At 61.8% G+C, this 23026-nt stretch carries 20 protein-coding genes; 13 read left to right on the plus strand and 7 right to left on the minus strand.

The features are described from left to right. Positions 1 to 988: glycosyltransferase family 2 protein (locus tag SGJ19_17670; GenBank protein MDZ4782079.1), on the plus strand; the 988-nt coding region annotated here is incomplete at its 5' end. Further along, on the plus strand, positions 969 to 2513 hold the full coding sequence (locus SGJ19_17675) for a hypothetical protein (protein ID MDZ4782080.1): 1545 nt from the start codon (positions 969 to 971) through the stop codon (positions 2511 to 2513). The genes SGJ19_17670 and SGJ19_17675, both read left to right, overlap by 20 nt. 159 nt (positions 2514 to 2672) lie before the next feature. Here SGJ19_17675 and SGJ19_17680 read toward each other — a convergent pair whose 3' ends face one another. The 5 genes from SGJ19_17680 to SGJ19_17700 all read right to left on the minus strand — a co-directional run bounded on the left by SGJ19_17680 (position 2673) and on the right by SGJ19_17700 (position 9374). Next, entirely contained in the window at positions 2673 to 2801 is a 129-nt protein-coding gene (locus tag SGJ19_17680) for a hypothetical protein (GenBank protein MDZ4782081.1), read from the minus strand. A gap of 5 nt (positions 2802 to 2806) precedes the next feature. Next, a complete protein-coding gene (locus tag SGJ19_17685; protein MDZ4782082.1) occupies positions 2807 to 4249 on the minus strand; it encodes a hypothetical protein in 1443 nt (480 codons plus the stop codon). 23 nt (positions 4250 to 4272) lie between these two features. Further along, positions 4273 to 6228, minus strand: a complete 1956-nt coding sequence (locus SGJ19_17690) for a M56 family metallopeptidase (GenBank protein MDZ4782083.1) — start codon at positions 6226 to 6228, stop codon at positions 4273 to 4275. A gap of 30 nt (positions 6229 to 6258) precedes the next feature. Then, positions 6259 to 6654, minus strand: a complete 396-nt coding sequence (locus tag SGJ19_17695) for a BlaI/MecI/CopY family transcriptional regulator (GenBank protein MDZ4782084.1) — start codon at positions 6652 to 6654, stop codon at positions 6259 to 6261. Positions 6655 to 6755: 101 nt separating this feature from the next. Next, entirely contained in the window at positions 6756 to 9374 is a 2619-nt protein-coding gene (locus tag SGJ19_17700) for an alkaline phosphatase family protein (GenBank protein ID MDZ4782085.1), read from the minus strand. 31 nt (positions 9375 to 9405) lie between these two features. Here SGJ19_17700 and SGJ19_17705 point away from each other — a divergent pair, with 31 nt between their 5' ends. Genes SGJ19_17705 through SGJ19_17720 form a run of 4 tightly spaced genes read left to right on the plus strand, consistent with a single transcriptional unit; the run spans position 9406 to position 11637 of the window. Then, positions 9406 to 10881, plus strand: a complete 1476-nt coding sequence (locus tag SGJ19_17705) for a sulfatase (GenBank protein MDZ4782086.1) — start codon at positions 9406 to 9408, stop codon at positions 10879 to 10881. A 31-nt stretch (positions 10882 to 10912) separates the two neighbouring features. After that, positions 10913 to 11128 (plus strand): DUF1653 domain-containing protein, encoded by a 216-nt coding sequence (locus SGJ19_17710; GenBank protein MDZ4782087.1) that lies wholly within the window; start codon positions 10913 to 10915, stop codon positions 11126 to 11128. Continuing rightward, entirely contained in the window at positions 11121 to 11441 is a 321-nt protein-coding gene (locus SGJ19_17715; GenBank protein ID MDZ4782088.1) for a cupin domain-containing protein, read from the plus strand. The genes SGJ19_17710 and SGJ19_17715 overlap by 8 nt, the downstream gene beginning before the upstream one ends. A 13-nt stretch (positions 11442 to 11454) precedes the next feature. Next, positions 11455 to 11637, plus strand: a complete 183-nt coding sequence (locus tag SGJ19_17720) for a CPXCG motif-containing cysteine-rich protein (protein ID MDZ4782089.1) — start codon at positions 11455 to 11457, stop codon at positions 11635 to 11637. 90 nt (positions 11638 to 11727) lie between these two features. Here the strand turns inward: SGJ19_17720 and SGJ19_17725 are convergent, their stop codons facing one another. Continuing rightward, positions 11728 to 12027, minus strand: a complete 300-nt coding sequence (locus SGJ19_17725; GenBank protein MDZ4782090.1) for a hypothetical protein — start codon at positions 12025 to 12027, stop codon at positions 11728 to 11730. A gap of 168 nt (positions 12028 to 12195) precedes the next feature. Here SGJ19_17725 and SGJ19_17730 point away from each other — a divergent pair, with 168 nt between their 5' ends. From SGJ19_17730 to SGJ19_17760, 7 genes are all read left to right on the plus strand, one after another. Next, complete coding sequence (locus SGJ19_17730) at positions 12196 to 12969, plus strand: SMC-Scp complex subunit ScpB (protein MDZ4782091.1); 774 nt, start codon at positions 12196 to 12198, stop codon at positions 12967 to 12969. 326 nt (positions 12970 to 13295) lie between these two features. Continuing rightward, entirely contained in the window at positions 13296 to 14003 is a 708-nt protein-coding gene (rpe, locus tag SGJ19_17735; GenBank protein MDZ4782092.1) for a ribulose-phosphate 3-epimerase, read from the plus strand. Between the two features lie 13 nt (positions 14004 to 14016). Continuing rightward, on the plus strand, positions 14017 to 14589 hold the full coding sequence (locus SGJ19_17740; protein MDZ4782093.1) for a histidine phosphatase family protein: 573 nt from the start codon (positions 14017 to 14019) through the stop codon (positions 14587 to 14589). Between the two features lie 23 nt (positions 14590 to 14612). After that, complete coding sequence (locus SGJ19_17745; protein MDZ4782094.1) at positions 14613 to 15302, plus strand: 7-carboxy-7-deazaguanine synthase QueE; 690 nt, start codon at positions 14613 to 14615, stop codon at positions 15300 to 15302. Positions 15303 to 15694: 392 nt separating this feature from the next. Then, a complete protein-coding gene (locus SGJ19_17750) occupies positions 15695 to 17821 on the plus strand; it encodes a DPP IV N-terminal domain-containing protein (GenBank protein ID MDZ4782095.1) in 2127 nt (708 codons plus the stop codon). Positions 17822 to 18053: 232 nt separating this feature from the next. Further along, the gene (locus SGJ19_17755; protein MDZ4782096.1) at positions 18054 to 18569 is read left to right on the plus strand and encodes a ferritin; all 516 of its coding nucleotides are present in this window, start codon (positions 18054 to 18056) and stop codon (positions 18567 to 18569) included. A 383-nt stretch (positions 18570 to 18952) separates the two neighbouring features. Further along, positions 18953 to 21052 carry a PEP-CTERM sorting domain-containing protein gene (locus SGJ19_17760; GenBank protein MDZ4782097.1) on the plus strand — a complete coding sequence of 700 codons (2100 nt, stop codon included), beginning with the start codon at positions 18953 to 18955 and terminating at the stop codon, positions 21050 to 21052. 96 nt (positions 21053 to 21148) lie between these two features. Here the strand turns inward: SGJ19_17760 and SGJ19_17765 are convergent, their stop codons facing one another. Further along, a complete protein-coding gene (locus tag SGJ19_17765; protein ID MDZ4782098.1) occupies positions 21149 to 22828 on the minus strand; it encodes a PEP-CTERM sorting domain-containing protein in 1680 nt (559 codons plus the stop codon). Positions 22829 to 23026: the final 198 nt, after the last annotated feature.

Genomic DNA, 23026 nt, shown 5'->3' on the forward strand with positions numbered 1-23026 from the left:
GCTCTCCGCGGTGATTCCGGTCTTCAACGAGTCCGAAAGCCTGGCCGAATTGCATGCGCAACTCGTGGCCGTGGCGGCGGATCGCAAGTTCGACCTGGAAATCGTGTTCATCGACGATGGCTCGACCGACGGTTCCTGGGGGGAAATTTCTCGCCTCGCCCGGGCCGATACACGCGTGCGCGGCATTCGCTTTCGGCGGAATTTCGGCAAAGCGGCCGCGCTGGCCGCGGGCTTCGAGTCCGCCAATGGCGACATTGTCGCGACCCTCGACGCCGACCTGCAGGACGATCCGCGCGAGCTTCCCCGCTTTCTGGACGAGTTGGACAAGGGCTTCGACGTCGTCAGCGGCTGGAAAAAAATCCGGCACGATCCCTGGCACAAGGTCGGGCCTTCGCGGGTGTTCAATTGGCTGGTCGGCTGGCTGACCGGCGTCCGTTTGCACGACCACAACTGCGGGATGAAGTGCTATCGCCGCGAAGTGCTGGGCGAAATCCGGCTGTATGGCGAGTTGCATCGCTTCGTGCCGGTGCTGGCCCATGCCCGCGGGTTTCGCGTGGGCGAGATCGCGATCAATCACCGTCCGCGCCAATTCGGCCACAGCAAGTACGGCGTCAGCCGGATCGTCAAAGGCTTCCTCGATTTGCTGACCGTTAAGTTCCTCACGGGCTACGGACAGCGCCCGCAGCACGTGCTGGGAACTTTGGCACTGGGCTCGCTCGCCTTCGGGCTCGCGGCGCTGGGGTATCTGGCGGCGCTGTGGGTGATCTCCCGGCTCACGCCGATGGACGACGTGCATCTGCACGATCGGCCGCTAATGTACTACGCCCTGGGCGCGCTGTTGATCGGCGGGCAGATGCTGTCCATCGGCCTGTTGGCGGAGTTGATCACGGCTTATCATGGGCGCGACGCCGATACGTATTCCATCGCCGAGCGGACGCTCGGCGCCTTCGACGCGCGAGACGCCCAGCATGACGGCAGCCACGGATAGGGACGACTCGCGCGCGACGCTGCGCCGCGCGATTTACGGCCTGCTGATTGCCATCGCGCTCGGCAACGCCGCGGGGCGGATCCTGGCGGTCAACTCTGTCGATTTTGTGCGGCTGGAAAAAAACGTCATCGATCGCACTGTCGCCGACAAGAAAAAGGCGTTGGAAGCCGATGGATTGACCGGCGATGCGCTCACGGCCGCATTGGCGGAATATGCCGCAGTAGTGCAGGACAAACGGCGGATGCAGCGCCCTTTCCTGAGCGCCAACGATCGCAGTCGCTGGTGTACGGTCCGCGCGCTCGTGGAGCATGGCACCTACGCGATCGACGAGGTGATCCAGGAACCGACCTGGGACACCATCGACATGGTCAAGCATGACGAACAGGGCCGCGCGGCGTACCCGGCCGATCAGGGCAAGCTGTATTCCAGCAAGCCGCCGCTTTTTTCCACCATGATGGCAGGCGAATACTGGCTGATTCACAAGCTCACTGGGAAAACGCTCGGCACGCATCCGTATGAAATCGGCCGGTTCATGGTGATCACCATCAACGGCCTCGCATTCGCGACGATGCTGGTGTGCCTGGCCTGCGCGGCCGAGCGATTCGGCACGACCGATTTCGGCCGCATCTTCATGGTGGCGAGCGCCGCGTTCGGCACGTTGCTGACGACGTTCACGGTGGTGATCAACAATCACCTGATCGCGGCTGCGAGCGCGATATGCTGCCTCGCGGCGTGTTTTCCGATTTGGTACGACGAGCGTCGCGAATGGTGGCGCTTCGCGCTGGTCGGCTTGTTCGCCGCCTTCACGGCTGCCAACGAATTGCCGGCGGCGGCGTTTCTTGGCTTGCTCGGCTTGGCCTTTCTGATCCGCTGGCCGCGCGAAACACTCGTCGCCGCCACGCCCGCCGCGCTACTCGTGGCGGTCGCGTATTTCGGCACGAATTATGCGGCCCATGGCACGTTGATCATCCCCTACGGCCAGCGGGCTGCGGACAACAACTGGTACGACTACGAATACACGCGCGAGGGGCGGGTGCGTGAGAGTTACTGGTCGCAGCGCGAATCTCGCAGCAAAATTGACCAGGGCGAAGATGATCCGAAGATCTACGCGTTGAACGCTCTCGTCGGCCATCACGGCATTTTTTCGTTGACGCCGATCTGGTTGCTGACGATTCCAGGCCTCGTGCTCTTGGCGCGCGAGGACTACGGCGGCAAAAAATGGCTCGTCGCGTTCATCGCAGCGCTGTCGATCATCTGCATCGCCTTCTTCCTCTCGCTCCCGTTGAAAGACCGCAACTACGGCGGCTCAACGAGCGGTTTCCGCTGGGTGTTCTGGTTAGCCCCGCTATGGCTGATCGGCCTCTTGCCGGCGGCAGATTGGTGCGCCGACGCGCGCTGGCGTCGCGCGATGGCCGGAACGCTCCTCGCGCTCTCGGCGATCTCGGTGAGCTACCCGACGTGGAATCCTTGGACGCATCCTTGGTTGATGAACTTTTTTGCGTACTTGGGTTGGACGGAGATGTAGTGTCGTAGGTCACGCACGAATGGCACTTAGCCCGCGCAACTCACGCCGCCAGGCGGAGTTTTTCGATTTGGCGTGGGGTTGGAAAAGTTCGAACGGTTTTGGTCGGCGTTCGATCCGTTTTGGTTCGAAACGATTGGGCCGGTTGCCAACAACGTGCTGTCAGACGCTGGTCAGCAAGGTTTCATACCAGGCGTCAGTCGAGACCGCGTGTAAAAGCGGCAGGAGTTCGTCGAGCGTCGTCAACGCGGCCTTGAAGCTCACCGACCAGGGGTTTCCGCCGAAGCGCACCCATCCTACCGCGTGCGCCGCGCGGAATCACGCTCGCGTTGTTGTTTCGCTGCCTTGAGCTTCTCGAACACGTCCCGTTCGCCATTCGTGCCGATTTCTACGAGTCGCTCAGTGACCTTTTTTCGATAAGTGCTCGATGCAGTGGCGACACCGCTGTTTTCGTCCTCAGCGAGGCCCGCGAAAAAGCTGTCAAGGTCGCGCAGCTCGCTGCGATCGTGCTTGTATTCGATGACGCTGCCCAGCACCTCCAGCACGAATGGTCGCTCCACCGACTTCAACGTTGCAAAACAATCGCGCAAGGGCGCCGAAGAATGCAAGCCCGCGTGTTCGACGAGGATTTGATAGCGATCGTCGTACAGTGGGCGCGATGCCGCCCGTTGCTCCGCTCGTGCAGCGCGGTCGGATTCGGTTTCATTCTTCATGGCTGCGATTTCCGGATCGAGCCGGTGAAGCGGCTCCATCAACTCGGGCAGCACTCCCGCGATGTGCTGCCCGGACGCAGCCAGGATGTTGATCGCCGATTCGCGAATGTTTTCGTCTTGGTCGTCCAGGCAAGGAACCACCAACGGGAACAGCTTCGCCGGCAAGTCCCCCGCATCGACTGCGTTGATACGCGCCCAGACGATGTCGAGCGTGTGGCCGCGCAGTTCGAGCGATGACTTGGCGGGATCGAGTGACTCTTGAAACACTGCCGGCAGCCGTTCGGCGTCGCGATCGACGTCCGTGGCGCAAAACAGGGCCCGGTACCGCACAATGGTCGAGCGATTCGTATCTGAGGCGGCGTCCAGGAGCGCCGGTCCGGCAGCCTTCGCCCGAGTACCCATTCCATGGCAAATGCTAATGGCCGCTTCCTGTTCCTTTTCTTCGCCCTGTCGGATCACCTCGGCCAGCAATGCCACAGTCATTTCGGAATCCAGCCGTCTGATGCCGGCGCTAATGCTGTTGAACAAGGCATTCTTCGCCTTGCTGGCACCGAGGTCGTCCGCGTGCGCTTTGAGCATCTGGACGAGCGCTTCCGCGGCTTCGCGATCGTAGCCCTGCCGGCCCAGATCGGCGATCGCCTCGACGGCCACTTGCCGCCGCTCGGGGCTAAGCTCGGTTTGCAGCAGGCCGCGCCATTCATCGAACGACTTGCCGTCGTAGCGCAACAACTCCCGCGAGACGGCCGGGGGCTTCTTGACCGTGCTCGACGGCGTCGAAGACGGCTCTTGCGCCACCAGCTCGAACCGCAACAGCCCAGTCGCCAGGCAACACGCGAGCGCCAGCGTCAACAATCCACGTTTCATTTTCCGCTCCTTCGGAGAAGTGGGTTCCAGCAACCGCCCAATGCGGTCGCGCAGAGAATGCCCCCGCACCTCGGCATAAAACCCGGCCTGCCAGGGCGGGGAATGCCAGAGTTGACTTGTCGCTGAAAGCGCCTGGTTGAGCATGGCGTAGGCACGAGTCATGGGAGGTCGCCCATTACTGAGAATCATTTCTTGAGCGGCTGCGAGATCACCATCCGGTCGTTGGGCTTGAGTCGGAAGTTTGTGGCGGAAGCATCTCCGCGCATGATCTTGCGCAGTTCCACGCGCAGGATTTGGTCCGAGCCGTTGTTTCCGGCGCGGGCAATCCAAACCTCGGTGCGCGGGCCAATTCGCACGTCCGTGTTCTCCGTGGCCAAGGCGAAAGCGTCCAGCACGGCTTCGTTGCCGATCATTGGCAGCTTGACGACCTGGTCGCCGGATGCGTCATCTTCCAGGATGATATAGCAGAACTTGCTATTGTATTTGAGTACATCGACCGAAATCGCGACCTGATCGGCTTGCTTCGCAAGGTGTGCTTCGATCGCTTCGCGCACCTTGGGCACGGTCATGCCCGCTACAAAGACCGAACCATAGGTGCCCAAATTGACCGTGCCATCCGGCGCAACGAGATGTTCCCCGCGGATCATGGGGCCACCAGCGGAGGAGACTAGGCGTACGCCGATCTCCGGGCTGCGAATGCCCACCGTCTTCTGTAGATGTTCGACGATCGCTTGTTGCGCTTCTTCCAGCGTCAGACCATTCAGCAAGAGGGCGCCATACTCGGCGCCGAGGCTCACGCGCCCGCCGGGTTCCAGCGCAAATTGCCCTGCGAGCGGCGATTCGGGCAACAGCCCGGAACCCTGGATAAACAAGGTGTCCGAAGGTTCCAATTTGTGTGGCGACTTGGGCACGAGCTTGACAGAGTCGATCAACAACACATCCGGCGGCTCAATGACATAAGCCGGCGTCGCTTCGGAACTCGGAGTCGCAACTTCCGACGTCGGCGCGGCTTTCACAGGCGGCTTAGTCTCCTGCGCTACCAGCTCAAACCGAAAGCCAGCGGCGATTAGGCAAAGCAGCGAGGCCGTAGCGACCAACACGCGTTTCATGGTTCGCTCCTTCAGCAAGGTCGGTTCAAGTAGACGTCGAATGCGCAGGGCCAGCACGTTTCCGCTCACGGCGGCTTGCATCGCGCCCGGTGCGCCGTTGGATTCGGAGAGTTCGAGCAAGGTTTTCGAGAGCAGCAATTGCCGATCGGCCTGGCCGCCGGTGGCCGCGTCGTCGCAGGCCCACTCGCTGGCTTCATCCAAGCGGCGCACCGCGAGGTGTGCCAGCGGATTGAACCAGTGCGGCGCGGCCAGCCAGCGGGCGATCAGCGACCAGGTCAGGTCGTTGCGCAGATAGTGCGCTAGTTCATGCCGCAGGATCACGTCCCGCGCGTCCGCTGGCGTGCGTTCCCACATCGCCGGAGGCACGACGAGGGCGTACCCGCGCGGCAGTCGGCACAGCGCCGGGCCATAGTGTTGGCCAACCAGCAATGGCACGTCGCGCCGTACGCGCGCTTCGTCAAGAAGTTTGCGCCAGTCGCCGGCCCATTCCGGTGGCGCTACTACGCAGTTTCGTAGCGAGCGCAGAAATCGCGCGTAGCGCCAAACACCACGGCCGAAGATGGCGATCATGCCCACTAGCCACACGCCGAGCAGAGCGCGAGGCCAACTTGAAGCAACCTTGGGCTCGTTCAGTGCGGTTTCTGCTATTGGAGGAAGAGGCGAGGTCGCTTTCGCGGCAGGAACCTCAGGCTCCTCGACTGGCTCAAACGCCGTGACGTCCTCTAAATCTGTGATCGGCGACTCCTGTTCCTCCAGCAAGTTGTTGAGTTCAACGGTGCGCGGCGGCGCGATCTCGGCCACACGATCCGTTGACGGTACGGCCGGAACACTGGCCTTGTGCCACGGCAATCGCACTGTCAGAGGAACAAAGCCAAGTCCGCAAATGAGGACGGCGAACCAGGTTCGCCAACGCAAATTCGCGGCGCGAATGCGGAGCGCCCAAATCAGCGCGCCGACGATGCAGGCCGCCGTGGAGAGCAATAACGTGCCTCGAACCATCGCTGGCAGCCATTCGGAAGTGCCGGGGAACATGCTGGCGAATCCTCGCGGTGGACGAGTCGTTTAATGCAAACGTCGTTCAGCGGCGGCGATGAGCGATTTCAATTCCGCGATCTCGGCCGCGGAAAGCCGTCGGTCCTGGACCAACTGTGCGACCAAGGGGACAACGCTCCCCCCGCTGACGTTTTTCATCAACAGCTTGAGGTCTCCGGCCGCGACGTCGCGCGGCGCGACCAACGCACGATAAAGCGCCGGGCGTTCATCGCCGCGCTCGACCACGCCCTTGGCCTGCATCCGGTTCAGCCGAGTCTGCACCGTGGTGTAGCCGAGCGGCCGTTCGAGCGCGCCATGCACGTCCGACAGGCTTGCGGCGCCGCGCTCCCAAAGTATCTGCAGCAGCTCCATCTCGGCGGGAGTCAACCGCACGGCGGGAGTCGGATTCGTACCGTTTCGAGCCACTGGGGCCTCCTTACGACAGTCGTCGTAAGCGGCAATTTACTACAGACGTCGTAACGCTGCAAGTGAGATTCCCGGGACTTTCTTGTCGGGGGAAATTCGAACTACTTGCGGCGATGTCGTCGCAACAGTAGCAATGCCGCCCCGCCACAGCCAACGAGCGCCAGCGCACCCGGTTCCGGCAGCGCCACGCCGTTCGAGACATTCGTGGCGATCAGCGAAAAATCATTCAAATCGACGTCGCCGTCTTGATCGACGTCGCCGAGGGCCAGCGTGGCGAGGGTTCCTTTGCCGACTCCGTTGTTGTAGCCGACGTGGTGGTTCCAGATCAGGTAGTCGTCGCGATCGACGATGCCATTGCCATCCACATCGCCCGGCACGAGGCTCTCACTGATCAGCGTCGCCAACTCGGCGCCTTGTCCGTGATTCCAGAGCATTTCGATTTCGATGCGGCTCAGGGCGCGGCGCCAGATGCCGAGGTCGTCGAGATCCGCCCGCAAGTTGCTGGCATAGGCGCCGGTGCCGTCGCTGCCGATATTGACCGCGAGGCCGAACGGCGTATCGAGATTGCCGAGCGCCGCGAGCGAGGACTGCCCGCCGGTGATGCCGAGGCTGTTCAAGATGCCGTCGTTGTCGGCGTCGGTGAACAGTGTCATCGCGCCGTCGCGATCGAACGTTACGGCGACGAACTCCCAGAGGCCCGACGTCGTTTCCAAGTCGTCGATATCGGACCGCAGCGTGCCGTCGCCGACGTTGACTTGAATGTCATTGCCATTGTTTTCGTAGGCGATCACCCAGCCCGGATTCAGGCCGGCATCCCAATTCTTGTTGCTGATGATGGCCGGATCGCCCGTTTGATTGCCGGTGCTGCGCAGCCAGAAGGCCACGGTGAAATCCGCGTCTTCGCCGAATTGCAGATCGTCCGGCGCGCCGAGCGTGAGATGCTCGCCGACGCCGTCGATCGCCACGCCGCGGCCGAATCGCCCGCCGATGAATTGCGGCGCACCGGCGCCGACCGCGGCGTTGTTGTCATTGCCCGAGCTATCGCGGTAGTCGTTCTCAAATTGCAAATAATTGACCAACCCTGACTGTAACTGCGGCCGCGACGGAAACGGCAATGCCCCATCTTCCAAGACCAACGAGACATTGTCCGCGAAGCCATCGCTGGTCGAACCGGCGACGCGCGAAGCCGACAACTCCAACTGCACGCTTCGCGTACCGACGGGCACGCCGAAGCTCGATTGCCGCGCGATTGTTTTCGTTACGTTGCCGCGTTCCGCCGCCGACACCGGCGCGAGTTGATCGACGCCGAGCACGGCGCCGCTCGCGCCGATGAACGTGGCGGTTAGGCCAATGTTGTCGGCTTCCGAACCGACGCCGCCCAGATCGCTGGACAACATATAGTGCAGTCCGCCGGCATCCACTTGAGTTGCCGCGGCCGCCAGGTCGATCGTCTGCCGCATCGCGCTCGCGCCGATCTGCCCGCCGGAGAAAACATTGCTGGCAAGATTGCCGCGAAACACCGTCATCCCGCCCACGTCGGGATCGACCCAACCGCTGGCATATTGATCCGGCCCCGGCACGGCCATCGCGCGATCAAATTCGGCGTCGCCATTGAAGACCAGGTTCGCGCCGAGCGTGACCGCGGGCGGCGCGGTCGGTGAAACGCCAATGGCATGTCCATCAAGATCGCTCGAGATCGCCACGCCCAGATGCGTGAGCACGGTCTTGGCCACATCGACATTGCGCGGCGCCGGAAAAGGCGTCCCGGGCGCCACATTGCGGCCGCTCACCAGAAACGGAATCGTCCGCTTCTCCGGCGTACCGCCGCCGTGACCGCCGTCGGGGTTACCGCCATGATCGGAAGTGATGACGATCTGCCAATCCTCCACGTCGAAATTCGGCCGCGCGGCGAGCGCGTTCATTAACTGGCCGACTTGTCCATCGACTTGTTCGATCTCCTGAAAATACGCCGGGCAATCGGCGCGCACGCCACAGAAGCCGACGCTGTGGCCAGCATGATCGACGTCATCGAGAAACAAGTAAATCGCGTCGGGATCGGCGCTGATCGACGGGTGATTGCCCGCGAGCAATTGCGCGAGCTGCGCGGTGATTCCCGCGTCGCTGCTGTTGATGGCGTAGTCCGCGCCGGTGGGCATGGCGTTGTGCCCGTCGGTCCAGGTCATCAGGCGGACCGTGTTCCATTCCGGATGCGCGTTCTCGATCCGCGTGAAATAGTCCGGGAAGCGATTGAAGTTGATTCCCGAGTAGGAGTTGTCCGTCACGCCATGCCGATCGCGATGGACGCCGGTGAGCATGCTCGAGTGATTCGGCCCGGAAACGGTGATGTCTTCGGACTGAGCTTGATTGCTGTACGCACCGTGAAACGCGCCGAACGTGCCGTCGATCAGGCTATCCATGAAGGGCGTATTGGCCAGATCGAACGCGTCGGCCCGCAGTCCGTCGATGCCGATCACCAGGGATTTTTGTTGCGCCCCCGCCGCACTTGCCCAAAGGCCGACCAACACCGCCGCCGCCGCCTGAAATCTCATCACGATTGCCCTGTGCTCTGTGCCTGTTTGCTCCTGCTCGCTGCCGTCCATTATCGCTGAAAACTCCGGCGGATGCGAATAGATCGCTGCGCAATTTGACTGGTCGTTTGCGGCGCCATGGAAATCGTGCGGCTTGGTCGGCCCGCCCGGTTCGCGTATGCTGGGCGACATCGAATCCAGGACACGAAGGCGGAGCCCATTCATGTCAAACACGCGTGGCAGCCACCCAATGTGGGCAGTGATTGCTTTGTTGAGCCTTGCCACGTACGGCCACGCTGCCGCAACGGCGGCGCCCACGCCGAATGTTGTGCTGATCTACATCGACGACCTCGGCTATGGCGACTTGGGCTGCTATGGCGCGAAAGACTACCGCACGCCGCATCTCGATCGCATGGCCGCCGAGGGCGCCCGCTTGACGCGTTTCTATACGGCGCAGCCTGTCTGCTCCGCATCGCGCGCCGCGCTGTTGACTGGCTGTTATTCAAATCGGGTCGGCTTCCATGGGGCGCTCAATCCGTGGACGCGATTTGGGATTCATGACGGCGAGACGACGCTGGCCGAGGTTCTTAAGTCCCGCGGCTATGCTACGGCCATCTACGGCAAATGGCATCTCGGGCATCAGCCCCAGTTCTTGCCGACGCGGCACGGTTTCGATGAATACTTCGGCTTGCCGTATTCCAATGATATGTGGCCATACCATCCCGACTTCTTAGCAGAGAAGGCGGCCAATCCCGACAAGGAGATCGGCTATCCCGATTTGCCGCTCTGGGATGGCGAGCGCATCAAGATTCCGGCGGTCACGGCGAAGTACCAGCGGCAACTCACCACCTGGTACACCGAACACGCGACGAGCTTCATCGATCGAAATCGCGAGCGCCCGTTTTTCTTGTATGTCCCGCACAGCATGGTGCATGTGCCGCTGTACGTCAGCGATCGCTATCAAGGCAAGTCGGGCGTTGGCACGTTCGGCGACGTGATGGAAGAGATCGATTGGTCGGTCGGCGAGATCCTCGCGGCGTTGCGACGCAATGGGCTCGATGAGCGCACGCTGGTGCTGTTTTCCTCCGACAACGGCCCCTGGCTCAGTTACGGCGATCATGCCGGCTCCAGCGGCGGACTCCGTGAAGGCAAAGGCACCGTCTGGGAGGGCGGCGTCCGCGTCCCGCTCTTGGCGCGGTGGCCGAAGCAGATTCCCGCCGGACGCGTCTGCGCGGAACCGGCGATGACCATCGACATCCTGCCGACCGTCGCCAAGCTTGCCGGCGCGGAATTGCCCAAGGCGAAAATCGATGGGCTCGATATCTGGCCGCTGCTGGCGGGACCGAAAGACGCGAAGTCGCCGCACGAGGCGCTGTACTTTTACTACCGCGACAATGAGCTTCAGGCAGTTTCGAGCGGCAATTGGAAACTGTACTTTCCGCACACGTACATCGCATTAGCCGGCCGACAAGGCGGACGGGACGGTACGCCTTCCCGATACGAGTTGCGCACGATTGACGAGCCGGAACTCTATCAATTGGTGGACGACGTGGCCGAAACCCGCAACGTTGCCGCGCAATACCCGGACGTCGTCGAAAAACTGCAGGCCTATGCAGAACTGGCGCGGAACGATCTGGGCGATTCGTTGACCGATCGCCCCGGCCCCGGGCGTCGCGCGCCTGGGTTCGTGGAAAACTAAGAACGCACTTGCACTGACACTGCGCATACCCATGCAACTCGGTCGCTATCGTCACTACAAAGGAAACGAGTACATTGTGTTCGGCGTTGCTCGGCACAGTGAGACCGAGGAAGAACTCGTCGTCTATCGCCAAGACTACGGTGATCGCGGACTGTGGGTGCGGCCCAAAGCGATGTTCCTGGAACAAGTCGTCGTGAACGGCGAAACGAAGCCGCGTTTTGAGTTCGTCGGCGAATCCGATGAGTAACCTTTTCGACGACGTTCCGGATACGTTGCCTGCCGAGTTGGTAGAAGTGCTCGCACGCGGCGACGGCGTTCGCATCGAGCGCATCGTCTCGCGAGGGCACGTCTCGCCCGAGGGTTTTTGGTACAACCAAGACGAAGACGAATGGGTCGTGCTGCTCCAAGGAGCGGCGCGACTGCGTTTTGAAGACCAAGAAATCGAGCTGCGCCCCGGCGACAATCTGCACATCCCAGCGCGGCGCCGGCACCGCGTGGAATGGACGTCGCCGGACCAGCCGACCGTGTGGCTGGCCGTACATTTTCGCCCTGAGACTTGAATTCGACGAAGCGATGCAAGACGACGCCACGTATATCTGCGACGCCTGCGGCGAGGAAATCGTCGTGCCGATCGACCTCTCGGCGGGCGAGGAGCAGGAGTACATCGAAGACTGCCCGGTCTGCTGCCGGCCTAGCCTTATTCACGTCGAAGTCGACGACGACGGGGAAGTGCGCGTCTGGGCGGAGCCGAGTTGAGCGGCATAGTTGGCCATAGTCTCCTTTCGCTCCGCGAAATGTCCGGACCTTTCGCGGAGCGAAAGGAGACTATGGTGGCGACTGAAAATCCTACGGCATCGCGTAGAACCCGGAGCCGGTGTACTTGATGCGGCCCTGCTTGGTCAGCTCGTCCCAAACTTCCTGTGGGAACTGATTCGGCGGCCGGATGCCGGCGATCGACGACTTTTGGCCGGAGGTCAACGGGTTGCGCCCGAGGCGAGATTCCTGATCGAGGGCCGTCAGTTTCCAGCGTTTCTTGAAGGCGTTGTAGGCCGACTTCAATTCCTCTTTCGTGATGCCCACCGGCGCCGCCGCTTCGCCCGGCGCGGCCGGCGTTTCATCGACCTGTTGCTCTGGTTGTTCGTCCATCGTCGTCCCCCCCAAGCCGCGCGAAGTTGGCTGCGATTCCCGTGAGCTTCCAGTCTAATGGAACGGCGACGAGTTTCCACCCTTATGCAATGATTGCTTCTCGCCTCCTATTCTCGTGCGCTACGCCGCATGATAACGTGCGGTGGCAATTCTGCTGCGAGTATTCCGATGTCCGCTGACGAACACCAACCGCCGCACGTGAACGAGACCGGCTCTCCGCTCGATCTGGCTGGGTTCCGTGACGTGCCCGACGACCAAGGGATGACGCTCGACAATCTCAGCACCGCCTTTGCGGAATTGCTGGGCCGCGGCGACGAGCCGTATGAAGCGCAAAGCGATCCGTCGGCAGTTGCTTCCCAGGCTGATAGCGTTCCCTTGACGGAAACGCCAACCGGCGCTGCCGCCGACGACGACGACGCGTGCGAAGTGACACCGCGCAGTATTTTGGAGGCGATGCTGTTTGTCGGCAACCCAGACGGCACTCCCCTCAGCGCGGTGCGTGTCGCCGGTCTGATGCGCGGTGTGAGGGCGGCGGAGATCGAAACCTTCGTGGCCGAATTGAACGACGAATATGCGTCGAATGGCTGCCCTTTTCACATTGCATCCGACGCCGCGGGCTATCGGCTGGAGCTGCTCCCCGCTTTCGAGGCGACACGAGCGGCAGTGCGGGGGCAAAACCGCGAGAAGCGGCTTTCCACCGCGGCCGTCGAAGTACTATCCATCGTGGCCTACAAAGGTCCACTCAATGGCGAGGCGGTGAGCCGCCTGCGCGGGCGTCCCAGCGGCGGATTGTTGGCGCAACTCGTGCGGCGCCAGCTACTTCGCGTTGAACGGGGGGCTGGCCGCAATGCCAAATACGCCGTCACCGGGCGCTTTCTGAAATTGGCGGGTTTGGCGAGCCTGGAGGATCTGCCCAGGGCGCAGGATCTGGACGTGAAGTAGTTAGGATGCTCATTTTTCGCCGAAATTCTGGGTATCAGGAACGCTCATACAGCGACGCTTGATTATTACTCGCTCTGCGCTGGCGGATTTTTCGGTGGGTGATACAATACACCCTGTCCTTGACGGCAAGTCTACCGCTGCCGCAAGTGAAGTGTCGATTCGGTCGTGCGAGTTGGTCACGTGTCGCGCCCGGTAGGATAGCGGCATCTTAGATGGCAAACGGTCGACGTAAAGCCGTTTGAATTCGACTCGAACTTCTCACCCAACCGGCGAACCGCGCGTGGAGCATTATTGCGTCCACCGGCCAGGATTCCGGCACTCGCTTTATGCCCTCCCGTCAATCGGTCGTTCAATTGCGCGGCGCTGCGCCGGTCGTGCTGCCATCGCTGCTGCTGTGCGATTTCGGCAATCTGGAGCGCGACGTGCGCCGATTGGAAGACGCTGGCGTGCGGGGCCTGCACCTGGACGTGATGGATGGTCATTTTGTGCCCAACCTCACTTATGGAATGCCCCTGGTGGAGGCGATTCGTAAACTCACCGATCTGCCGCTGGACGTGCATTTGATGATCTCCGAGCCGGCCAGGTACGCGGCGCAGTTCTGCGACGCCGGCGCCGACAGTTTGACCATTCATATCGAAGCTGCGCCGAATCCGGCGCCGATCTTGCAACAGATACAAGACCTTGGGGCGGCTGCCGGATTGGCGTTCAATCCGGATACGCCGGTCGAGGCGATCGAGCCTTATCTGCCGCTATGCGACATCGTGCTCGTGATGAGCGTGATGCCCGGGTTTGGAGGCCAAGCCTTCAATGCCGTGGCGATCGAGAAATTGAAATACCTGAGCGACCGCATCGGCCCCGAGCAATCGCTCGAAGTCGACGGCGGCATCGCCATGTCGACGATCGCGAGTTGCGCCGAAGCGGGGGCGCATTTGTTTGTGGTCGGGTCGGCCATTTTTGGCACGCCCGACTATGCCGTCAGCGTGAGCCAGCTCGAAGAGCGGGCGCGCACGGCTTTCACCACCACTGGGAGGTAATTTGGCGCCAGCCATGACACAGTTCATTCTGGTCCGTCCGGGATCGACGGATTACGACGCGCAGGGACGTATTCAGGGCGATCTCGATATCCCGCTGAACGAGCAAGGCAATCACGAGGTTGCCCGCGCCATTGATGAATTGAAGCATCAGGGCATCAAGGTCATTTACACCTGCGAATGCGCGGCGGCCCGTCAAACCGCCGAGGCCCTGGCGACTGCGCTGGGGGCCAAGTTGAAAGAAATGGACAACATGCGCAACCTGAACCACGGTTTGTGGCAGGGCATGTTGATCGACGAAGTCCGGCGCTGCCAGCCGAGGGTTTACCGGCAATGGCAGGAGCAGCCGGAATGCGTGCGCCCGCCGAACGGCGAGACCGTCACCGAAGCGCGGCAGCGCGTGGCGACGGCGTTGCAAAAAATCGCTCGCAAACACAAGGATGACATCGTGGCGCTCGTCGCGCCGGAGCCGCTGGCCAGCATGTTCCGCGCGGAACTGTTGAACGGCGACGTTGGCGATCTCTGGCGCGCCAGCCAGGAGCATGGCCACTGGGAGGTCATCGATACGACCGCGGCGTCGGCCCGCTAGTCGGAGCACGGCCGCCGTTCATCATGCGCATCGCCGAAATCTACGCTTCGATTCAAGGCGAGGGCTTGCTGACTGGCCGCGAAAGCATCTTCATCCGCACCAGCGGCTGCAATTTGCGCTGCTGGTTCTGTGACACGCCCTACACGTCCTGGGCGCCGGAGGGGGAAGAGCAGAGCGTCGCGGAGGTCCTCGACCGCGCCACGGAATGGCGTGACGTCGAAGACGTCGTCATCACAGGCGGGGAGCCGATGTTGCACGCCGAGCTCTCGCCGCTGACCGCGGAGCTGCGCGCGCTCCGCAAGCAGATCACCATCGAAACCGCCGGCACGCTCTTTTTGCCCGTCGATTGCGACCTGATGTCGATCAGCCCCAAGCGGGCGAACTCGACTCCGAGCCAAGAGCGCGACGCCCGCTGGCATGTCCGCCATGAGCGCGATCGGCACGCGCCGGATGTCGTCCGGCGACTCATAGCCCAGCACTCCTACCAGCTCAAATTCGTGATCGACGCCCCGGCCGATTGCGAGGATGTCGAGGCGTATTTGACGGAAATTCCCGAAATCGACCGCTCCCGTGTGCTGCTGATGCCGCAAGGAACGACGGTCGAAGAGTTGGCCGTTCGCGCCGACTGGCTCGAAGCGTATTGCGCTCAGCATGGTCTCCGCTATTGCCCCCGCAAACATATCGAATGGTTCGGGTTCACGCGCGGGACGTAGCTCAAACGTGTCGCTCAGAGCGAAATGCAGGGCCACTGGTTGCTAAGCTATTCTGGTCGGCTGTGGGAGGCGTCTCCGACGCCGATGGATTTGGCGATTTCCGCGCGAAAGGCCCGATTGACCAAGCTCGCGCCGCTCGCATCGGCGTCGGAGACGCCTCCCACAGTCGAACACTGATTCGCCCCGTCGAAGCCAATTGCTCTGACTTGCCCGATCCAGTGATGTTGCGTTCTACTAGCGGCGAAGCAATCTGCCTTGAAATCATGAGCCACTCTATGCGATGTTTCGCTCCGCTGAATCGAATTCGCGCTTCAATCCTCGTCAGTTATTTCACGATGTGCGCCATCGTTATTGGCGGCGCGCCCACAAACTTATTTGCGGACGAAGCAACGATGGACGACGACTTCCTCAAGCGTTACGCCGAGACCTACCGCTTCACGCATGGGCTGCCTGCGGCCATTGCCGTGCCGTCGACGGACGACGCCGTGTTGTTTCTGCGCTCAGGGCCGCGGAGTTTCGTGCGAGATCTGTATAGCTGGGACGCCCGCACCGGCGCGGAGCGGGTGTTGCTCACGTCGGATCAGCTTCTCGGCGGCGCGGACGAATCGCTGACCGCGGAGGAAAAAGCGCGGCGCGAACGGATGCGGCTCGCCGCGCGCGGCATCGCTTCGTTCGATCTCTCGAAGGACGGCGCGCTGGTACTCGTACCACTGTCCGGGCGCCTGTATGTCGTTGAACGAGCCAACGGGGCGACCAAAGAATTGAAGAGCGAAGGCGGCTACCCGATTGATCCGCAGTTTTCGCCGGACGGTCGCTCCGTGACATGTGTGCGAAATGGCGACCTCTACGTGATCGACGTGGCCAGCGGCGCGGAGCGTCGCCTGACAACCGGCGCGACGGAGACGTTGACGCACGGGCTCGCCGAGTTCGTCGCGCAGGAAGAAATGAGCCGCATGCACGGCTACTGGTGGTCCCCGGACGGCAAATTTATCGCCTATCAGGAAACCGACGTCGCCAATGTGGAAGAACTGTTTATTGCCGACCCGGCAAACCCCGGCAAGGCGCCGGAGCCTTGGCGCTATCCGCGTCCTGGCATGGCGAACGCGGCGGTTCGCTTGGGAGTTATTCCGGCGTCCGGAGGCGACACGCGTTGGATTGAATGGGACCGCGAGGCCTATCCGTATTTGGCGGCCGCGACATGGGATGAAGGCGCGCCGCTGACGATCGTCGTGCAGAATCGCCGGCAGACCGAAGAGCTGGTGCTGACCGTCGACGAGGGATCGTCAACCACGCACGAGCTGCTACGTGAAAAAGATGAAGCCTGGCTGAACCTCGACCTCGGATTGCCGCGGTGGATCGATCAAGGAAAGCATTTCCTCTGGAGCACCGAACGCAACGGCGCGTGGCAACTTGAACTGCGCAATCGCGACGGCAATCTGCTGGGGCCGCTCACGGGATTGGAGTTGAACTATCGCGAGCTCATCGCCGTTCTAGAGGAACGTCGCGAAGCCATCGTCTTGGGCGGCGAGAATCCGACCGAGCAACACTTGTTTCGCGTCTCACTCGACGCTCAGCATCCGCGCGCGGAACGTATCACGGACGGCGCCGGAAACCATGCCGGCATCTGGTCGGACCGCGGCGGCCTCGCCGTGCGCGTCTCGGCGAATCTAAAGGGTGAACGAAGATTTGATGTGGAAAAAGGCGACGGAGAGTTCGTCGGCTCACTCGCACAGCTCGCCGAATCACCGGGGTTTGTGCCGAACGTCGAGCTGACGCGCGTCGGACAGGATCCGGAGTTGCACGCAGCCGTGGTGCGCCCGAGAGAGTTCGATGCAGCGCTTCGTTACCCGGTGATTGTCAGCGTCTATGGCGGCCCGCATGCGCAGACCGTGGTGGCGAATTCCGCGAAGTACGTGTTCGATCAATGGATTGCGGATCACGGCTTCATCGTCGTCTCAATTGACGGACGCGGCACGCCTGCCCGCGGACGCATATACGAGCGCGCCATTCGCGGCGATTTTATTACCTTGCCGCTCGCCGATCAGGTTCGCGGACTCGAAGCGCTCGCGGCGCGCTACCCCGAAATGGACCTGAGGCGCGTCGGCATCTACGGCTGGTCGTTTGGCGGGTACTTCACGGCGATGGCGCTCTTGCAACGGCCGGAGGTTTTTCAAGTCGGCGTCGCCGGGGCGCCTGTTGTCGATTGGGCCGACTACGATACGCACTACACGGAGCGTTATCTTGGACTGCCGGACGAAAACCCCGAGGCGTATCGCGTCAGCAACGTATTGACCTACGCCGACAAACTCTCCGGAAAACTGCTCCTGGTCCATGGAACGGCCGACGACAACGTCTATTTTCAGCACAGCGTCAAGCTCACCGACGCCTTGTTTCGCGCCGGCCAGGAGTTTGATTTCCTGCCATTGCGCGGGCTGACCCACATGACGCCTGACCCGATCGTAACGCAGCGGCTGTATGGCAGGATGATGGATTATTTTGAGCAGTTGAAAGCGGAGTAGTGGCGACGCCTGCTCTGGCCGAGGTCACAGAGCTCGGCCGGAGCAGGCGGAAAGTGCCCACGAATTGAGACTCATTCTCCTGGCAGGAGGTTTTTTGCGACTTGTTCGCACAGCCTCGGCATGTCGCCCTTCCCTCGCGCCGCTTGTCGGCTAGAATCCGGACGTCGCGCGAGTTCTTGCGACTTGTCCTGAACACCGAAATTTCCTTGCGAATACGCGAAAGGTTCCCGCCATGCTCAGCCAAACCGTGCAAGATGCGCTCAACGACCAGATCAACACGGAGCTGGGTTCTTCGTACAACTACTTGGCCATGTCCGCCTACTGTGAGCGGCAGAACTTCCTCGGCTGCGCGCACTGGCTCCAGGTGCAGAGCCAGGAGGAGTACGGCCACGGGATGAAGATTTTTCGGTTCATGCAGGATCGGAACTCGAAGGTCATGCTCAAGCAAATCACGGCGCCGCGCGGTGATTTTAACTCGGTCGTCGAAGTGTTTGAATCCGCGCTCGAACAGGAAATTCACGTCAGCGAGCGGATCAACACGCTTTATGAACTCGCGTTCAAGGAAAAAGCGTTCGCCGCGCTGGTCGAGTTGCAGTGGTTCATCACCGAGCAAGTGGAAGAAGAGCGCACAGCGCGCGAGATCGTCGCCAAGTTCAATATGGTGAAAAGCGATCCGTCCGCAATGCTGGATCTGGATCGCGAGCTCGCGGGCCGCATGGCCGCGGCCGCCGCTGCACCCGCGGCGTGATGCAGCCATCGAACGGCAACGGCGCCGAGCGATTGGCTCGCGCGCCGAGACGACAAAGACCAAGGTCGGCCATCGACTTACTGCGCGATGCCCATAGCGATTTAGCAAAATCGTCGAAAAAATCCTTGCTCCACGCCGGACCCCGCGATATATTCTCGCTCGACTCACTCGAGTTGATTCGCAGTGCGCCCTGTTTCACTTCGTGGGGCGCTGATTGAGTGCGGTTTGACGTTCATCGCGGCTTTTCCCTCGTCCGAGATTTCTTAGGCGTCCCGATATCGTGGTAGTTCACCACGCCCGTTTGGCTGGCGTTTGCCCGCCCGACGCGAAGGATCGCGGTGCGCGCCGACGACTCTTGGCGGACTTTTCTTTGGAGGCTGGTCATGTCGCGTCGTTCGCTTCTCGTTTCTTCCTGCGCCTTATCGCGATTTGCTGTCGCGGGCGTCGCCTGGCTGTTGACCGTCACATCCGCCCGCGCCCAACTGCCCTACGCGGAGGGCTTCAACACAGATGGCGATGGCGTGCGCTACACCGTCGGCGGCCGGGGCACCGATTTCATCTTCGACGCCGGCGGCGGACCATCGTATTGGGAGCACAACTTCAATGTTGGCGACGTCGGCGTGATCAATAAGGCGCCGGCCCGTTGGGCATCGCTGTTATGGACGCACGACATCGACACCACGCAATGGACCGACGATGCACTCGACGTCTTTGATGCCACCGTGAACTGGGCGTCGCAAGGCCGCGCGACGAACTTAGTCACCTACATGACGCCGCCGCCCACCACGGCCGCTGATCTCTTTGTGCGCGATCGCCTGGTGGCAGCTGGCCACACTGTCGAAGGAATTGCGCTCGACGCCTTTCCGCTTCCCACCGCCGCGAATGCCCGCTTGATCCTGCATGCGAGCCCCACGGACGTGACGCCGCCGACGAAGTTCAATGCGTACGCTGTTCCGGTGATTACCTGGAACTCGTCGGGCCTGGACGACATGGGGCTCACGAGCATTGGCGCTCAGGTGCCCGTGACGAATGGGCAGGTGAAGATCACCGATCCTACGCATCCGGCCGCTGGCGGCAAGAGCGGTACGATTCAATGGACCACTGATCCGCAATCGCTCTTCGCGCCCGGGCGGACGATTGCCGTGGGCGGAAAAGTAGTGGCCACGTTCAACGCGTCGGTCGCGCCGACGATGGACTCGCTCGCCAAAGTCGATCAACTCATCGCCGGACAACTCGGCGGTACGACCGCTACCAGCACCGTCACCACGGCCGACCTCGCCGCGCCGACAGGTGGGAACTGGCCTTTCAATGGCGCCGTGCCGGGAGCGCCCGGCGATGGCTTCGCGGTCCGCGGCCTCGGGCAACTCACCGTCGATGCCGCTGCGACGTATTCCTTCGCGCTCAGCGGCGACGACGGCGGACGATTCCGCATCGACGTCGACCGCAACGGTCAATTCAATGCCGCCGACGACGTGATCGTGGACGACGCCCTGCACGCGTTTCAAGACAGTTTTGGCAGCGTGGCGCTGCAGACCGGCAACTATGACTTCGAATGGGTGAGCTTCGACAACACCACCGATTTCGCCTCCGAGGTTTCGGTCGCGTTCAATCCGGGCGGTGGACAAATCGGTCCCATCACGATCGACAACTGGACGGTGCTCGGCGATCACCTGGCTTCCGATCCTGTGAAACTCTCGGGCGACATCGCCTTGACCACGTATATTCCGGACGTCGTCCTGCAGGAACGCCCGGCGCTCGTCGTCGTGGACACGGGCGCAGATCTGCTCGGCGGACGCATTTCCGGGCAAGAGGGAACCGGATTCTTTGCCGGGGCCGACATCAACGAACCGTCCTATGGCGCCGGCGGCGACAATATTCCACGTTCGCTTACGCTGGCCCCGATCGACGTGACGGGCGAGACCGGGCTTCAAATCACCGTCGCCATGGCCGGCACCAACATCGATTTCGAGAACAACGATTTTCTGCGCATTCTGGCCGACCCTGACGGGGAAGGTCCTTTGCCTTCGGTGACAGTCGCCAATTTCGTCGGCGATGACACCAAAGCCCTGGTCTATCAAGGGCAGGCGCTCGGCAATGTTCTCGAAGACTTCACGTTCGATCTCCCAGCGGGAGCCACGAATCTGGTCATCCGTTTCGAAGCGTACAGCACGTTTTACAATGAGATTCTTGCCTTCGACAATGTGCGGATTACCTCCGACAGCACGAACATTGTGCTTGGCGACACGGATGACGATCGGGACGTCGATATTACCGATCTGAACAACGTCCGCAACAATTTCAGCGGCACAGGGCTCGGCGACACCGACGGCGACAACGACGTCGATATCACGGACCTGAACAACGTCCGCAATAATTTCGGCGTCGGTCCGGGCGCCAACGCCGTGCCGGAACCAGCCACTTGGGCCTTGCTGGCGGTCGGCGGCTTGGCAACATATTTTGTTGGACGTCGTCGCGCCAGATAGGCGGCACAGAAAACGGGCGACTACGGACGGCAATGACAAAGCCCCTGGAAGGAGCTTCCAGGGGCTTGTTGCGTTTACGACTCGTTGAGCAATCGACTACTTGCGGCGGCGAATGACGCTGGCCGCGGCGATCCCGGCCAAGGCCAACGCCCAGGTCGCCGGTTCGGGCACGGCATTGCCCCCAGGCTGGCCCGCGCCAAAGTTGTTGCGGACATTGTTCAAGTCGGTGATATCGACGTCGTTGTCGTCGTCGGTATCGCCCAGGCCCTCGCCGCTGAAGTTATTGCGGACGTTGTTCAGGTCCGTGATATCGACGTCCAGATCGCCGTCCGTATCGCCAAGCTGGCCGGGCGCCGCGTCGAAGTTAAGCGGGTTTTCGAAATCGACCCAGGCGAAATAGAAATCCGTATCGGTCAACTCCAGCAAGTCGCCGAAGACGCTTGTCCCGCCTTCCGTAGCGGCGTCGATCCGCGACTGGACGATGAAACTACCACTGTCCAGGTTGTCGTATTGATACGACAGCATGGTGCGCGCGGCGACATTGCCTTCGGCGAACGTAGCGTCGTGCGAGGCGACGGACAGGATGAGCATGCCGTCGTCGCCGGTCAATTTCTGGTCGCCTTCGCCAAACACGCTGATCGCGTACTCGCCGGCTTCGGTGCGCGTCACGTCGAACTGCGTCGTGCCGGCGCCTTGCAGCACGGCGCCATCTGCGCCGCTAATCCAGCCGCCAATCAGATCGGTCGCAGTATACGGAACGTACAGGAACTGATAGGGCGAGGCGGTCACCGCGTTAATCGGGAAATTGCCGAGCTGATCTCCCTGCTCCTGACGAATCGTCACGTCCCAGCCGCCGTCGCGCGGCGCTGCGGCGGCGATGTTCGTGGCGTTGTTCGAATCGCTGGCGGGAGCCACGAAGAGCATGCCGTCCGTGGCGGAATCCACATCCGGCAGTTCGACGCGACCGTTGCCAAATTCATAGAGGTTGGACCCGGGCGAGCTTTCTTGCCAACTGGCGACTGTCGAGCCGATGAGGTCGGGATGGCCTTGGGTGATGGTCGCTTGACCCTGTTCGCCCGCGCCGGAGTCGACCCACGCGCCTTGCCACCCTTGCTCGTACGGGAAGTAGGCCGCCGCGATGTCGAAGGCAGATTCGCCTTTGTCTCGGTCGTAGCCCGCCACGCCCATGACGACGTCGAGGCTATTGCCGCCGCCATTTTCGAAGACGCCGTCGTCCATGCGATAGCCATAGCCCTGCGAACCTTGGGTGAGGGCATAGGCGACGCCATGCAACGTGCCGACCGCCTCGCCATTGGACGTAATGTTCGGCGTATAGGCGTTGGTGCGGACGCTGACCAATGTCGCGCCGGTCGTTTTGCTCAGACGCCACGCCAAGGTGGCGTTGCTGAACGGTTGGCCGTCGCGGCCGGGCTTGTACTCCCCGTGCGCATTCGGTGGGTAGTAGCTCGGATCATTCGGGTCGAACGGCCCGATGCTGAGCGCGAGGTCTCCTTCGTTGAATCGCGTACTTGTCCACTTGATGGGTCCGGCGGAAGGGAACGAGACCTTGAGATCGTTCGCTCCGGCGCCGTCGAATTCGCTGCCAGGAAGCGACAGCACGTTCACGTTGGTCGCGGTCACTGAAGTGGGAAACGCACCCGGCGGGTTTGGGTTATTCGGCCCGGTGGTGGTTGGCGGGGCCTCGGCCGAGGCGCTCAATACGGCGCTCAGCATAAAGCTTGCACCGGCCGACAATGCGATCACTGTTCTCTTCATGGATGTCCGCTCCTGGATGGTAGGCGAGTGGGCGACGCAATAGCGCGCCCGGTGGGCACCCTCCAGCATATCCAGCCACGACAAGGGAGCCAACAACCCAATCTAGTGGCACGTTGGCCAAGGCCGGCATTTATCCAAGTTCGCGCAATTTCCATGCGCAAACTACACAAATCTGCAGGAAACGCCGGCGTCCGTAGA

The organism is Planctomycetia bacterium (assembly GCA_034440135.1).
Lineage (GTDB): Bacteria > Planctomycetota > Planctomycetia > Pirellulales > JALHLM01 > JALHLM01.